Here is a 13,684-nt window from a genome sequence, read left to right as displayed (position 1 = left end):
AAAACTTAGAAAATTGAAAGAATCTACTGATTGGTGAGGTTTTTTCAATTTTTTAATGAAAGAAAATGATTAAAGCTAAGAACTAGTCATGGCGGTTATTAGCTAAGACAGAATAACCGGAGGATTGTGATGAAAGAGACGCTACAGAGATATATAGGCAATTTGAAAGAATACTGGAGCAGCAGATCAAAAAAACAAAAGACTATTATGATTAGTGTCGCTGCATTTTGTATAGTGCTGATTGCAATTGCAGCTATCATAGGTACAAGAACCAATCTCGTTCCTCTATACAGCAACCTGACACCTTCTGAAACGGGAACGATAAAAGAAAGTCTCGATACAAGAGGGATTGCATCAGAAATAGCAGATAGCGGTACAACTATTAAAGTTCCAGAAGAATCAGTAGATACACTGAAAGTAGAACTGGCAGCAGAAGGGATTCCAAAATCAGGAAGCATTGATTATGCATTTTTCAGCCAAAATGCAGGGATTGGCATGACTGAAAACGAGTTCAATGTGCTAAAGCTGGAAGCAATGCAGACCGAGCTTGCGAATTTGATAAAAGGGATCGATGGAGTTAACGATGCCAAGGTAATGATTAACCTTCCGGCGAAAGGCATATTTGTAAATGATTCTTCAGAGGAAGCCTCTGCTTCTATTGTTCTTAACACAAAACCAGGGCACCAATTTGAAGAGTCTCAAATTCATGCCCTTTACCACTTGGTTGCTAAAAGTATACCCAGCCTTCCCACTGATAATATCGTCATTACCAACCAGTTTTTTGAGTACTTTGATCTAAAAAATAAACAAAATGCTTCACCTGAAAGCACCTTTGCGGCACAGCATGAAATCAAAAAAGATATTGAGCGGGATGTACAGCGTCAGGTGCAGAATATGCTGGGCACTTTAATGGGACAGGATAAGGTGGTTGTATCTGTAACCGCCGATATTGACTTTACACAGGAAAACAGGGAAGAAAACCTCATAACACCTGTAGATGAGGAAAATATGGAAGGTATAGCTATTAGTGCTCAAAAGATAACGGAAACGTTTACTGGAAACGGTAATGCTGCAGGCGGATTTACCCCGGCGGGCGGAAGCGATGAGCCTGCCGGCTCTGATGCAGATTCTTATCTTGAAAACAGAAATTCCAATGGGGATTATGAACGAATAGAAGAGACTATTAATAATGAAGTTAATAAAATCCGCAGAGAGATTGTGGAAAGCCCTTATAAAGTCCGGGATTTAGGAATCCAGGTAATGGTGGAACCACCGACAGCGGATGATCCCGCATCACTTCCGCAGGAAAGAATAAATGATATTACCCAGATATTGGGGACTGTTGTACGTACGACTATTAATAAGGATGCGGCAGCTGCAGAGTTAACAGATGAGGTAATTCAGGATAAAATTGTCGTCTCAGTACAACCTTTCAACGGAAAAGTTGTGTTCCCTGAAGAGACAGACACCAGTCTTCCTTGGTGGATTTATGCAATAGGGGGAGTGCTGCTTTTAATTATCGCTCTATTAATCTTCCTTTTTGCAAAAGCAAGACAGAAGCAGAAACAAGAAGAGGAGATGGAATTAGAAGCACAAGAGACTTTCAATCTTCCGGATGTTAATGACGAGCATGAAACAGAGAGTACAATGAGGCGCAAACAACTGGAGAAAATGGCAAAGGAAAAGCCTGAAGACTTTGCAAAGCTTCTTCGCACATGGATCGCAGAAGATTAAGGAGGATGAAAAATGCCAAAAAAAGAACAAAGAGAACTCATAGGTAAGCAAAAAGCGGCTATTCTTCTTATTTCACTTGGTCCGGATGTGGCATCCTCTGTTTATAAACACTTAAGTGAGGAAGAAATTGAAAAATTGACACTGGAAATCTCAGGGGTCCGAAAAGTAGATTCGTTTGCAAAAGAAGAAATTCTTGAAGAATTCCATCAGATTGCTCTGGCGCAGGATTATATTACGCAAGGAGGAATCGGTTACGCAAAAACAGTTCTCGAGAAAGCACTCGGTACTGAGCAGGCTTCAGTCATTATTAACAGGCTGACTTCTTCTCTTCAGGTAAGGCCTTTCGATTTTGCGAGAAAGGCTGATCCGGCACAAATTCTTAATTTTATTCAAAATGAACATCCGCAGACTATCTCCTTGATATTGTCATATCTTGATCCAGTGCAGGCCGGGCAAATTCTGTCAGAGCTGCCGCAGGAAATGCAGGCGGATATTGCAAGAAGGATCGCTGTTATGGAAAGTACATCTCCTGAAATTATTAATGAAGTTGAACAGATTCTTGAAAGAAAGCTGTCTTCTACTGTAACTCAGGATTATACTCAGACCGGCGGCATAGAATCGGTGGTCGATGTTCTAAATGGAGTTGACCGTGCAACAGAAAGGACTATTCTGGATGCACTGGAGATTCAGGATCCAGAGCTTGCTGAGGAAATTAAGAAGAGGATGTTTGTGTTTGAAGATATCGTAACCCTGGACAGCCGCGCTATACAGCGCATTATCCGTGATTGTGAAAGTGAGGACCTCATGCTTTCATTGAAAGTGTCGAGTGATGAAGTAAAAGAAATCGTCTTTAAAAATATGTCTTCAAGAATGGTTGAAACCTTTAAAGATGAAATGGAATATATGGGTCCTGTGAGATTGAGAGATGTTGAAGAAGCCCAAACAAGAATAGTTGGCATTATCCGCAGATTGGAAGAATCAGGGGAGATCATCGTCGCTCGCGGCGGAGGAGATGATATTATTGTCTAGGCTAATAAAATCATACTCTAGCGCAGTGCCGAAAGAAGAAAAGAAAGTCATTTCTATTAGGCTGATGCAAAGCAATTCAAATCAAATTGAAGAGGCAGTGGAGCAGAGTGCGGCGAGACCCCATGAAGAGCTTCAAGCCATGCTGAACAGCGCCCGTGAGGAAGCTGAGAGGATTGTAAACGCAGCAAGAACAGATTCTGAAAATAAAGCCCGGCAAATGGACGAACAGCTCTTGGCACTTGAACAGGAAAAACAAAAAATTTTTGAAGAAGCAAGAATACAAGGATTTGCTGATGGAACTGATGAAGGCAGACAAAGCGGCCTAAGGGAATACAGTGAACTGATTCATATGGCACGGGAAGTTGTAAACACAGCCAAACTTGATTATCAGCAGCACATCGAATCATCTGAACGGACCATTCTGAACCTCGGATTAAAGGTTGCGGGGAAAATACTCAGCGAAGTTCTTGAACAGAATAGTGAACAATTCCTTTCTATAGTAAAAAGGGCTTTAAAAGAAGCGCGAGAATATACTGAGGTTCAGCTCCATGTACACCCAATGCACTATGATTTGCTTCTATCCCATAAAGAAGAACTAATTCGCGTATTTCCTAAAGAGACAGATTTATATATTTATCCAGATGAGGAATTAAGTAATACAAGCTGCATAATTGAATCAACCAATGGACGAATTGAAGCCAGTGTTGACAGCCAGCTTGAAGAAATAAAAAGAAAACTCTTTGAGCTGCTGGAGAGTGAACCAAATTGAATCTTGAACGGCTGATCAGTGAGATAGAAAAAATTGATAGCTTTAAGCGTTTTGGAAGAATAAAGAGAGTAGTGGGTCTGATGATTGAGTCGCAAGGCCCGGAAAGTTCTATTGGAGATGTATGCATTATTCATATCGGCAAAGGAAGCACAAGAAAGATCCAGGCGGAAGTAGTCGGATTTAAGAATGAGAATGTGATACTTATGCCTTATACAGATGTACAGGATATTTCACCAGGCTCTCTTGTCGAAACAACCTCGAGACCTCTTGAAGTGAAGATAGGACCGGCTCTAATTGGACAGGCAATAGACTCACTGGGACAGCCTCTCGATGGGGCCATGCTGCCAAAAGGGCTAACGCCAGTCCTAACAGAGCAAACTCCTCCTAATCCTCTGAAAAGACCGCAGATCTCTGAACCTATTGAAGTAGGTGTAAGAATGATCGATAGTCTGCTGACAGTAGGAAACGGACAACGTGTCGGGATATTTGCAGGAAGCGGAGTTGGGAAGAGCACTCTTCTTGGAATGATAGCCCGCAATACTAATGCAGATCTAAATGTGATCGCTCTTATTGGCGAGAGGGGCAGAGAGGTTAGGGAATTTATTGAGAGAGACCTGGGGCCGGAAGGTTTGAGAAAATCCATAGTGGTGGTCGCTACGTCTGATCAGCCGGCACTCATGAGAATTAAAGGGGCATACACAGCCACGGCAATTGCTGAATATTTCAGGGACAAAGGCTTAAATGTCATGTTAATGATGGATTCAGTAACCAGGGTGGCAATGGCTCAGCGGGAAGTCGGCCTTGCAGTCGGAGAGCCGCCAACAACTAAAGGGTATACGCCATCTGTTTTTGCTGTACTACCTAAGCTTCTTGAAAGAACCGGTACAAACGAATACGGCTCTATAACGGCATTTTATACCGTACTGGTGGATGGGGACGATATGAATGAGCCAATTGCTGATACTGTTAGGGGAATATTGGATGGACACTTTGTTCTTGACCGGTCATTAGCGAACAAGGGGCAGTATCCAGCTATTAATGTCCTGAAAAGTGTTAGCCGCGTAATGAACCATATAGCAGATGCATCTCATGTTAAATCAGCTGAAAAGGTTAGAGAAATGCTGAACACATATATCAATGCAGAGGATTTAATTAATATTGGAGCCTATAAGAGAGGGTCATCAGTGGAAATTGATGAAGCCATACGATTATACCCATCAATCATCTCTTTTTTGAAACAAGAAACGAACGAAAAAATTTCTATCTTGGAAAGCATTGGCCAATTAAAGGGATTAGCTGGAAAAGGGGAATAAAAAATGCACTACCAATTTAAATTCAATAAAATCCTGACGATTAAAGAAAGAGAAAAAGATCAGGCATTTGATGTATATAATCAGGCTTTAAAACGATTTGAAGAAACTGCAAAGAAACTATACGATCTGCTGAAAAAGAAAGAAGATCTGGAAGAATATCAGCTATCAAGATTGGCTGAAGGACTACCGGTTCAAGAAATCAGGCATTACCAGCACTTTGTGAGCAGTCTTGAGAAAACAATTGACCATTATCAAAAGATGGTGGTAAATGCAAGAAGCCAAATGAATTTCCAGCAGGAAAAACTTATGGAAAAAAACATTGAAGTAAAGAAATTTGAAAAAATGCAGGAAAAAGATTTAGCAGGATTTTTAGAAAGCATGAAGCACGCAGAAGGAAGGCAAATGGATGATATCTCAATTCAGCTGTATATGAATCGGGGAAATTAGGTGGTTAAATGGAAAAAATACCAGAAGAACAAGAGACACGCAAAACTAGCCGGTTTCAATGGTTTCTCTTTGCTTTTTTAATTCCGATCCTGTTCGGAATAACTGTAGCCCTGCTGGTTTTCACGCTATCAGGAAACAATATTTTTGAAACAGCCAAAAAATATAGCCGGGAAATGCCATTTATAGCTTCAATTTTTGATGATAAGAATTCCCGTTCACAGGAAGTTATGGAAGAGAAGGTCATCGGAATGCAGGCAGAAGTTAAAGATCGGGAAGCAAGAATATCTCAGCTGGAAAGCGAGCTTGACAGCAAAGAGCTGGAAATAGAAAGAGCAGGGCTCGAAAAGCAAAGGCTGGAGGAAGAAATTAGTGAGCTTACGGCTATAAAGGAAGAGAACAAGCGGGCCTTTAAAGATATCGTAAAGACTTATGAAAACATTTCTGCTAAAAAAGCAGCACCCATTTTAACTGAGATGAAGGATGAAGAAGCGGTAAAAATCCTAGCCAATGTTAATTCCGATACGCTTGCTGGCATCATGGAAAAGATGAATCCGAAAGATGCTGCACGTTATACGGCACTCCTGACTGCTGCAAAAGCAGAAAGCGGATCTGATAATTAAGAGAAGTCTTGAAGGGAGGTGAAATAGGTGCAAATCGGAGGATTAGGATTCATTCAGGCACAATATTCATCCGAAGATAAATTATCTCTGCAAGATACAGGCAGCAATGGCTTTGGAAATCTTTTCTCCACTTTAATCGGAATGGCCAAACCGCTAGAGGAAACCTTAACTACAGCTGCAGATAAGAATAAGGTCGAACAGTTAAAGGAAATAAATGAATTTCTTAAAGTAAGTGAGATTACCGAATTAGAAAATGGAAGCGAGCTGCTGGAGAGAATTTCTTTTCAAAAAGAAACTGACATCTTTGAGATCGTTTCGGAACAACTGGATCTTTCACAGGAAGAAATAGTGCAGATGCTTGAGGATTTTATTGAACAGGTTATGCCGGACGTAAAGCTTAAAGGTGTATATCCTGATGAAGATATAGATGCAGAAAATAAAATCAGTTTGCTAATTTTTTCTTTAACAAATCAAAAGACAAACATTAACTTGCAGGACAAAGATCTTAGTGGGGCATTAAAAGCTCTGAAATTGTATGAATTGCTTTCTGCGAAACAAGATTTTCACACCAGTAAACTAAGCGTGAAAGATTTCTTGAAGGATGTTCAATTGAAAATTGAGAGTCTGATAAACAATAGAGAGGGTATTTTACAGAAGACTTTTACCCCGCTCGTAAACGAATTAAACTCTATAAAACAACTAAATAATGCTGCTAATGAACCTGCGGGTCAGACTGCTGCTAAAATCGTACACACAGCAGAAACAGGGTTACAGGGATTTATTCACGTTCAATCCTTTTCAAAACTTGAACAGATGGCTCTCCTGAGTCCTCAGGGAAAGACGGTAAGTGCAGACCAGCTTATGCAGCAATTTGAAAACATATTATCAAGGAGCAGTTTTCTCAAAATGGGAGGGACACAAAAGCTATTTATCAAGCTGAACCCTGACCATCTTGGTGCTCTGAGGATAGAGCTTATTCAAAAGGACTCGGCGATGATTGCGAGGATAATGACTTCCTCTGGAGCAGCTAAAGAAGTTCTGGATTCACATATTAACGGATTGAAGCAGGCCTTCAGTTCACAAAATATCCAGATTGAGAGAATAGAAATCTCTCAGCAAATGACGCAGCAGGAACGATCATTTAACAAAGATCCCCAGCAGCAGGAACAGAGGCAGCAGCAGAACAAGGATGAGCAAAATCCGCAGACTGAAAGAGAAATTAACAGCTCTTTTGAAGAAGCGCTTCTTAATACAGAAGCATAGGAGTGATAGTAATTGGCAAACAAAATAGATTCTTCTTTAATGCTATCAAACTATCAAAGCCAAACCCGAAAAACAGGCTCAGATATATTAGGGAAAGATGATTTCCTGAAGATTCTAATGACACAGCTGCAAAACCAGGATCCCATGAATCCAATGGAGGACAAGGACTTCATTGCGCAAATGGCAACCTTTTCGTCTTTGGAGCAGATGACCAATATGAATAAGACGATGGAGAAGTTATTGGTTTTTCAGGAGCAGAACCAGCTGATGACCTATAACAATTTTTTAGGAAAAAATGTAACCTGGCATAAATTAACCGAATCAAGTGAACCAAACCAGTCTCCCATTATAGAAGAAGGAACTGGAAGAGTAGTCTCCATCCAGTATAAGCATAATACTGCAATATTTATTTTGGATGATGGAACGGAGCTTGAACCGGCAAATATTTCTCAACTAAATGAATAAAAGGAAGTGAGTGGGTGGATAAACTTATTTTTCATCCGATCCACACCCAGCCGGTAATTAAACCAAATGGGAATGCCGTTCAAACTTCAAAGCAATCAAAAAGTACATTCTCTGCCCACATCCAGACAGCCTTGCGAACCGATTCCCAATTAATAGTCAGTAAGCATGCGAAACAGAGACTCCAACAGAGAGGTATAGATATTAGTGCAGAGCGATGGGGGAAAATTGAAGAGAAAGTACAGGAAGCCAAGCAAATGGGTGTTAAAGAATCCCTGGTATTGCTCGAAGAAGCAGCACTTATAGTTAGTGCAAAGAATAATACAGTGATTACGGCGATGGATCGTAAAGAAGCTCAAACCCAAATATTCACAAATATCAATGGAACCATAATACTGGATAATTACTAGGCTGGACCGTATAAGGAAGCTTAAGCTGCGGACTGACAGAAGCAGCATAAAGAGAGGAGCAACAACTAATGTTACGTTCAATGTATTCAGGAATAAGCGGAATGAAAAACTTTCAGACAAAGCTGGATGTTATTGGGAATAATATTGCAAATGTTAATACTTTTGGTTATAAAAAAGGTCGGGTTAATTTTAAAGATATGGTGAGTCAGACAATTTCAGGTGCAACGGGCAGTGGTGATAATTCAGGTGGTATTAACCCTAAGCAGGTTGGCCTTGGTTCCCAATTATCTTCAATAGATACAATTGATACACAGGGTAGTTTACAGACTACTGGACGAGTATTGGATATAGGAATTCAAGGTGATGGCTATTTAATGGTTCAGCGAGGGAATAACACCTACTACACCCGCGCTGGAAATTTATATCTGGATAATGATGCAAACTTAGTTACAGCATCAGGGGATAAAGTAAAAGGAGCTGATGGTTCATCTATCCAATTAAATGGAGGGAACGCGACCGTTATTAAGAGCTTAAGTATATCGAATGATGGAACTATAAACTTCTTAATAGACGGGGACGATACACTGAAGACTGCTGGACCAATTGGAATAGCACGCTTTAATAATAATGGCGGACTTGAAAAAATTGGAGACAATCTCTATAAGGATACAGTAAACTCAGGTGATCCTGTCCCATTAACCCCTGGTGAAGACGGTGCTGGAGTGCTGATTTCAGGCACCCTGGAAATGTCCAACGTAGACCTATCAGAAGAATTCACAGAAATGATTACAGCTCAGCGCGGTTTCCAGGCAAATACCCGGATTATTACAACATCTGATGAAATCCTGCAGGAGCTTGTTAATTTAAAACGTTAATCTAAAGGAGGGTCAGGGCTGAAGGCACAGGATCTTTAGCCCTGAAAAAACATTGATTAAAGTATCTCGATTGAACGGCAAAACTTTTGTATTGAATGCTTTGTACATAGAAACAGTAGAGTCTTTTCCAGATACGACAATTACGCTCACGAATGGGAAGAAGTATGTTGTAAAGGAATCTGAAGATCTAGTCATGCAATTGATTTTAAAATTCTATCAATCTGTTAATCTACTGGTGCAGCAGCTGGCGGAGGGAAATGAAAATGAAGAACAATAAGCTGTTAATGATGCTTGTAGCAATAACGCTTATAGGAGCTATTGCCCTGGTGCTTATAACGAAGTTTTCGGGTGATAATGAGACAAAAGAGCCAACCATTGATGAAGTGCTGGAGTTCTCTGTGGATATTCCGCAAGTTACAGCCAATTTAGCGAGTGATGATTATATCAGGATTTCCTTTAAAATCCAGACTGAAAACAAAAAAGCAAAAGAGGAACTGCAAAAAAGAGATTTTCAGGTTAAAAACCTCATCATTCAGGAATTGTCCGAAATGAAAGCAGAGGATATACAGGGGAAAGATGGCCAAATCAAGCTGCAGGAAGATTTGAAAACCAAGATAAACGGTTTAATGCAAGAAGGAAAGATCGTTCAGGTGTACATAACTGAATCTCTCCTCCAGTGAAAACCAATTAAATAACTGCAATAAATGGAGGTGAGGATTCATGTCAGGTGAAGTCTTATCGCAGAGCGAGATTGATGCCCTGCTTTCGGCTCTCTCTACCGGAGAAATGGATGCAGATGAGCTGAAAAAGGAACAAACGGAGAAAAAAATAAAAGTTTATGATTTTAAGAGAGCATTAAGATTTTCTAAAGATCAAATACGAAGCTTAACAAGAATTCATGAGAATTTTGCCCGGCTTTTAACTACCTTTTTTTCTGCCCAGCTGAGGACATATGTTCAGATTTCGGTTGCTTCTGCGGACCAGATACCATATGAAGAATTTATCCGGTCTATCCCGAAAATGACCATATTGAATGTCATTGAAGTGCCCCCTCTGGATGGCAGGATTCTTATGGAAGTGAACCCAAACGTCGCCTATGCCATGATGGACAGGCTTATGGGCGGCAGAGGAACAAGTATTAATAAAATTGATAATTTAACAGAAATTGAAACAAATATCATGTCAGCAACATTTGAAAGGGCCTTTGAAAACCTAAGGGAAGCCTGGAGTACAATCGCTGATATTGATCCGATATTGTCTGATTTTGAGGTAAATCCGCAATTTCTGCAAATGGTCTCTCCAAATGAAACAGTTGTTGTAATCTCACTAAATACGATAATTGGGGAAACGAGCGGAATGATTAATATATGTATACCGCATGTCGTTCTTGAGCCCATTATCCCGAAGCTGTCTGTACATTATTGGATGCAGACTGATAAAAAGGAAAGGGAGCCGGAAGTCATTGCCCGGCTTGAACGAAACATTCACAAAGCGGAAGTTCCGCTTATATGTGAACTCGGCAGTTCTGATATAGCCATTCAGGATTTCTTAACACTCGATATTGGAGATGTCATAGAGTTGAACCAGGGGATTGACAAGTCACTTACTATAAAAGTCGGCAATATCCCAAAATTCATCGGACAGCCAGGAAAGTTGAACAAAAAAATGGCTGTGCAAATTTTAGACACTGTGAAAGGGGGAGATGAGGATGATGAGTGATGATATGCTTTCGCAAGATGAAATTGATGCTCTTTTAAGGGGAGCAGTTGATGACAGCGACGAAACAGAAAGCTATAATGAGGCGTTTTTTCAAACTGAGGATTATTTATCCCATATGGAGCAGGATGCACTGGGTGAAATCGGCAATATCTCTTTTGGAAGCTCCGCAACAGCATTGTCCACGTTATTGAATCAAAAAGTTGAAATCACAACTCCAGCTGTTTCAGTGGTTTTGCGCAAGAAATTAGCTGATGAATTCCCGCATCCTTATGTAGCAATTCAAGTGAGTTACACGGAAGGTTTTTTCGGAAGCAACCTGCTTGTAATACAGCAATCAGATGCAGCCATTATCGCTGACTTAATGCTTGGAGGCGACGGAACCAGCCCGGCTGACCTAATGGGAGAAATTCAGTTAAGCGCTGTTCAGGAGGCAATGAACCAGATGATGGGTTCTGCAGCTACTTCGATGTCGACCATCTTTGGAAAAAAGGTAGATATTTCACCGCCGGCAATCGACATTCTTGATTTGCCTCAGGGAGAAGGTGCCGACCGAGTCCCGGATGATGACATGCTTGTAAGGATTTCGTTCCGTTTGAAAATTGGAAGCCTGATTGACTCGAATATAATGCAGCTGCTTCCTTTGGAATTTGGAAAAAGCCTTGTAAATGAATTATTAAATCCGGGTCAGGATCTCCCGGATAATAACGCTGTCTCTGAAGAAAAGCCAGCGGCGCAAATACAGCACGATTATCAGGAAAGCCAGCATTCGTTTGATCATAAGCCTGAAGTACATACAGGCGGATTAGATCAGTCTTATACTCATACGAGTTATTCCGGAGAGCAGCCGACATATTCGCAGCCGGTTACGAGTCAGGCATCAAACCGTCAAAGCTATCCGCCTGCTCAAAATCAGGCTCAGCATTCCGGACCGCAGCATTTCGGAGGGGCTTATGCAAATGGAGTGCAGCCGAATGTACAGCCCGCAGCTTTTTCGAGTTTTGAACCGTACCATATGCAGGAGACTGAAACAAAAAATTTGGACATGCTTTTGGATATACCGCTTCAGGTAACGGTCGAGCTGGGAAGGACCAAACGTTCCGTAAAGGAGATTCTCGAATTGTCTTCCGGTTCAATTATAGAACTGGATAAGCTGGCAGGTGAACCTGTTGATATTCTGGTGAACAACCGGTTAATTGCACAGGGGGAAGTGGTTGTCATAGATGAAAACTTTGGTGTGAGGGTTACAGATATTATCAGCCAAAGTGACCGTATAAAAAAATTAAGATAAAAAGTGGGGTTATTAGAATGGCACATAAAATTTTAATAGTTGACGATGCAGCTTTTATGCGAATGATGATCAAAGATATTTTATCCAAGAATGGGTATGACATTGTAGGCGAAGCAGCTGACGGTGCACAGGCTGTTGAAAAATATAAGGAAACACAGCCTGATCTTGTCACAATGGATATAACCATGCCGGAAATGGATGGAATTACAGCTCTGAAAGAAATTAAAAAAATAAATCCGGGTGCAAAAGTTATTATGTGTTCTGCAATGGGCCAGCAGGCGATGGTCATTGATGCAATTCAGGCTGGAGCAAAAGATTTTATTGTAAAGCCGTTCCAGGCTGATAGAGTACTGGAAGCAATCGGGAAAACTTTGGGCTAGTCATTATTCTATTTAGAGGGTGCAAAATAGTGTGGAATGTAAAGAAAGTGATTTCTTTACTGCTGTTGTTTTCAATTGTGGTGCTGGGCGTGCAGACGCAGGCCCAAGCGGAGCAATTGAATAATAGTGTTAAAGAATGTATAAAAAATCCTGAGTGCGGAAAGCAGGATTTAAAAGAATCAAAGGATTTGAAATCAGCAGAAGGACAGACTCATCAAGATGAAAGCGGCAAAATTGGTCTTACTTTTTGGGATTTTATAAAGATGATTTTAGCAACAGGCTTCATGGTTGGATTATTGTATGCTCTCCTAAAGTTCATCAATAAAAAAAGTAAGGTATATAACAGGTCGCAATTAGTTGAAAACCTGGGAGGAACAGCTTTAGGTGCAAACAGGTCAATTCAGTTGATTAAAGTGGGAAAACGCATTTTGGTAGTAGGGGTAGGAGAAGACATTCAGCTGTTAAAAGAAATAGACAACTCAGAAGAGTACAGCCAGATCATCGAAGCACATAATGACAAACTGGAACAGCTTATCCGTCCAAGCGACATTGTGACAAAGGTGATGAAAAGAACACAGCAAACAGAGAAAAACAAAGAAGGCAGCCAAAACTTTGCTGCACTGCTCGGGACTCAGCTGGATGATATGAAAAGGGGCAGAAAAAAACTGTTTGATGAGTTAGAAAGAAAGGGCCAGAAGAAAGATGAATGAATTCATGGAGTTTTTTAATAGCAGCTCTCCTGAAAATGTATCTACATCTGTGAAGCTTTTTTTATTGCTGACGGTACTTTCTCTCGCACCGAGTATTCTAATATTAATGACATGCTTTACAAGGATTGTCATCGTTCTTTCCTTTGTCAGAACGGCGCTTGCTACTCAGCAAATGCCGCCGAACCAGGTTTTAATTGGCCTATCCTTATTCCTTACATTCTTTATTATGGCTCCAACTATGCAGGAAGTGAACGAACAGGCTTTAACACCTTTATTCAATGAAGAAATAAATTTGGAACAAGCGTATGAAAAAGCATCAATACCCTTCAAGGAATTTATGAGTGCACACACAAGGCAGAAGGACTTGGCACTATTTCTGGAATACTCCGGGGCAGAAGCACCGGCTTCAATTGAAGATATTCCGCTTACGAGTCTTGTTCCGGCATTTGCCATAAGTGAAATTAAAACAGCTTTTCAAATTGGCTTTATGATTTTTATTCCTTTTCTGGTTATCGACATGGTTGTTGCGAGTGTGTTGATGTCCATGGGGATGATGATGCTTCCACCGGTTATGATTTCGCTTCCGTTCAAAATATTATTATTTGTTCTGGTGGACGGCTGGTACTTAGTTGTTAAATCCCTTTTACAAAGCTTTTAAGCAGGTG

17 protein-coding genes are annotated in these 13,684 nt (G+C 40.6%); all 17 read left to right on the top strand.

Annotation, left to right across the window (positions count from 1 at the left end):
- Positions 1 to 129 precede the first annotated feature (129 nt).
- On the top strand, positions 130 to 1,734 hold the full coding sequence (gene fliF, locus M3205_RS00560; protein ID WP_251168151.1) for a flagellar basal-body MS-ring/collar protein FliF: 1,605 nt from the start codon (positions 130 to 132) through the stop codon (positions 1,732 to 1,734).
- Positions 1,735 to 1,746: 12 nt separating this feature from the next.
- Positions 1,747 to 2,763 carry a flagellar motor switch protein FliG gene (fliG, locus tag M3205_RS00555; protein ID WP_251168150.1) on the top strand — a complete coding sequence of 339 codons (1,017 nt, stop codon included), beginning with the start codon at positions 1,747 to 1,749 and terminating at the stop codon, positions 2,761 to 2,763.
- Positions 2,747 to 3,532: a flagellar assembly protein FliH gene (gene fliH / locus M3205_RS00550; protein ID WP_251168149.1), complete on the top strand. Its 786-nt coding sequence runs from the start codon at positions 2,747 to 2,749 to the stop codon at positions 3,530 to 3,532. Before fliG ends, fliH begins: the two co-directional genes overlap by 17 nt.
- The gene (fliI, locus tag M3205_RS00545; RefSeq protein ID WP_251168148.1) at positions 3,529 to 4,845 is read left to right on the top strand and encodes a flagellar protein export ATPase FliI; all 1,317 of its coding nucleotides are present in this window, start codon (positions 3,529 to 3,531) and stop codon (positions 4,843 to 4,845) included. The genes fliH and fliI overlap by 4 nt, the downstream gene beginning before the upstream one ends.
- A gap of 3 nt (positions 4,846 to 4,848) precedes the next feature.
- Positions 4,849 to 5,292 carry a flagellar export protein FliJ gene (gene fliJ, locus M3205_RS00540; protein ID WP_251168147.1) on the top strand — a complete coding sequence of 148 codons (444 nt, stop codon included), beginning with the start codon at positions 4,849 to 4,851 and terminating at the stop codon, positions 5,290 to 5,292.
- An 8-nt stretch (positions 5,293 to 5,300) separates the two neighbouring features.
- Positions 5,301 to 5,912: a MotE family protein gene (locus M3205_RS00535; RefSeq protein ID WP_251168146.1), complete on the top strand. Its 612-nt coding sequence runs from the start codon at positions 5,301 to 5,303 to the stop codon at positions 5,910 to 5,912.
- Positions 5,913 to 5,939: 27 nt separating this feature from the next.
- The gene (locus M3205_RS00530; RefSeq protein ID WP_251168145.1) at positions 5,940 to 7,175 is read left to right on the top strand and encodes a flagellar hook-length control protein FliK; all 1,236 of its coding nucleotides are present in this window, start codon (positions 5,940 to 5,942) and stop codon (positions 7,173 to 7,175) included.
- Between the two features lie 12 nt (positions 7,176 to 7,187).
- A complete protein-coding gene (gene flgD / locus M3205_RS00525; protein WP_251168144.1) occupies positions 7,188 to 7,640 on the top strand; it encodes a flagellar hook assembly protein FlgD in 453 nt (150 codons plus the stop codon).
- Positions 7,641 to 7,654: 14 nt separating this feature from the next.
- Positions 7,655 to 8,047: a TIGR02530 family flagellar biosynthesis protein gene (locus M3205_RS00520; protein WP_251168143.1), complete on the top strand. Its 393-nt coding sequence runs from the start codon at positions 7,655 to 7,657 to the stop codon at positions 8,045 to 8,047.
- Positions 8,048 to 8,115: 68 nt separating this feature from the next.
- Positions 8,116 to 8,922 carry a flagellar basal body rod protein FlgG gene (gene flgG / locus M3205_RS00515; RefSeq protein WP_251168142.1) on the top strand — a complete coding sequence of 269 codons (807 nt, stop codon included), beginning with the start codon at positions 8,116 to 8,118 and terminating at the stop codon, positions 8,920 to 8,922.
- A 52-nt stretch (positions 8,923 to 8,974) separates the two neighbouring features.
- Positions 8,975 to 9,199 carry a flagellar FlbD family protein gene (locus M3205_RS00510; RefSeq protein WP_251168141.1) on the top strand — a complete coding sequence of 75 codons (225 nt, stop codon included), beginning with the start codon at positions 8,975 to 8,977 and terminating at the stop codon, positions 9,197 to 9,199.
- Positions 9,186 to 9,602 carry a flagellar basal body-associated protein FliL gene (gene fliL / locus M3205_RS00505; RefSeq protein ID WP_251168140.1) on the top strand — a complete coding sequence of 139 codons (417 nt, stop codon included), beginning with the start codon at positions 9,186 to 9,188 and terminating at the stop codon, positions 9,600 to 9,602. Before M3205_RS00510 ends, fliL begins: the two co-directional genes overlap by 14 nt.
- Positions 9,603 to 9,642: 40 nt before the next feature.
- On the top strand, positions 9,643 to 10,641 hold the full coding sequence (gene fliM / locus M3205_RS00500; protein WP_251168139.1) for a flagellar motor switch protein FliM: 999 nt from the start codon (positions 9,643 to 9,645) through the stop codon (positions 10,639 to 10,641).
- On the top strand, positions 10,631 to 11,929 hold the full coding sequence (fliY, locus tag M3205_RS00495; RefSeq protein ID WP_251168138.1) for a flagellar motor switch phosphatase FliY: 1,299 nt from the start codon (positions 10,631 to 10,633) through the stop codon (positions 11,927 to 11,929). The genes fliM and fliY overlap by 11 nt, the downstream gene beginning before the upstream one ends.
- A gap of 17 nt (positions 11,930 to 11,946) precedes the next feature.
- On the top strand, positions 11,947 to 12,309 hold the full coding sequence (locus M3205_RS00490) for a response regulator (protein WP_251168137.1): 363 nt from the start codon (positions 11,947 to 11,949) through the stop codon (positions 12,307 to 12,309).
- A gap of 29 nt (positions 12,310 to 12,338) precedes the next feature.
- Entirely contained in the window at positions 12,339 to 13,019 is a 681-nt protein-coding gene (locus M3205_RS00485) for a flagellar biosynthetic protein FliO (RefSeq protein WP_251168136.1), read from the top strand.
- Positions 13,012 to 13,677, top strand: coding sequence for a flagellar type III secretion system pore protein FliP (gene fliP / locus M3205_RS00480; RefSeq protein WP_035328986.1), 666 nt, complete (start codon positions 13,012 to 13,014; stop codon positions 13,675 to 13,677). Before M3205_RS00485 ends, fliP begins: the two co-directional genes overlap by 8 nt.
- The last annotated feature ends 7 nt before the right edge of the window (positions 13,678 to 13,684 follow it).

Origin of the sequence: Cytobacillus firmus (assembly GCF_023715565.1) — a bacterium.
GTDB classification, from domain to species: domain Bacteria; phylum Bacillota; class Bacilli; order Bacillales; family Cytobacillaceae; genus Cytobacillus; species Cytobacillus firmus_C.
Note: the sequence above shows the minus strand (reverse complement) of the source record. Positions and strands in the feature narration are given on the sequence as shown.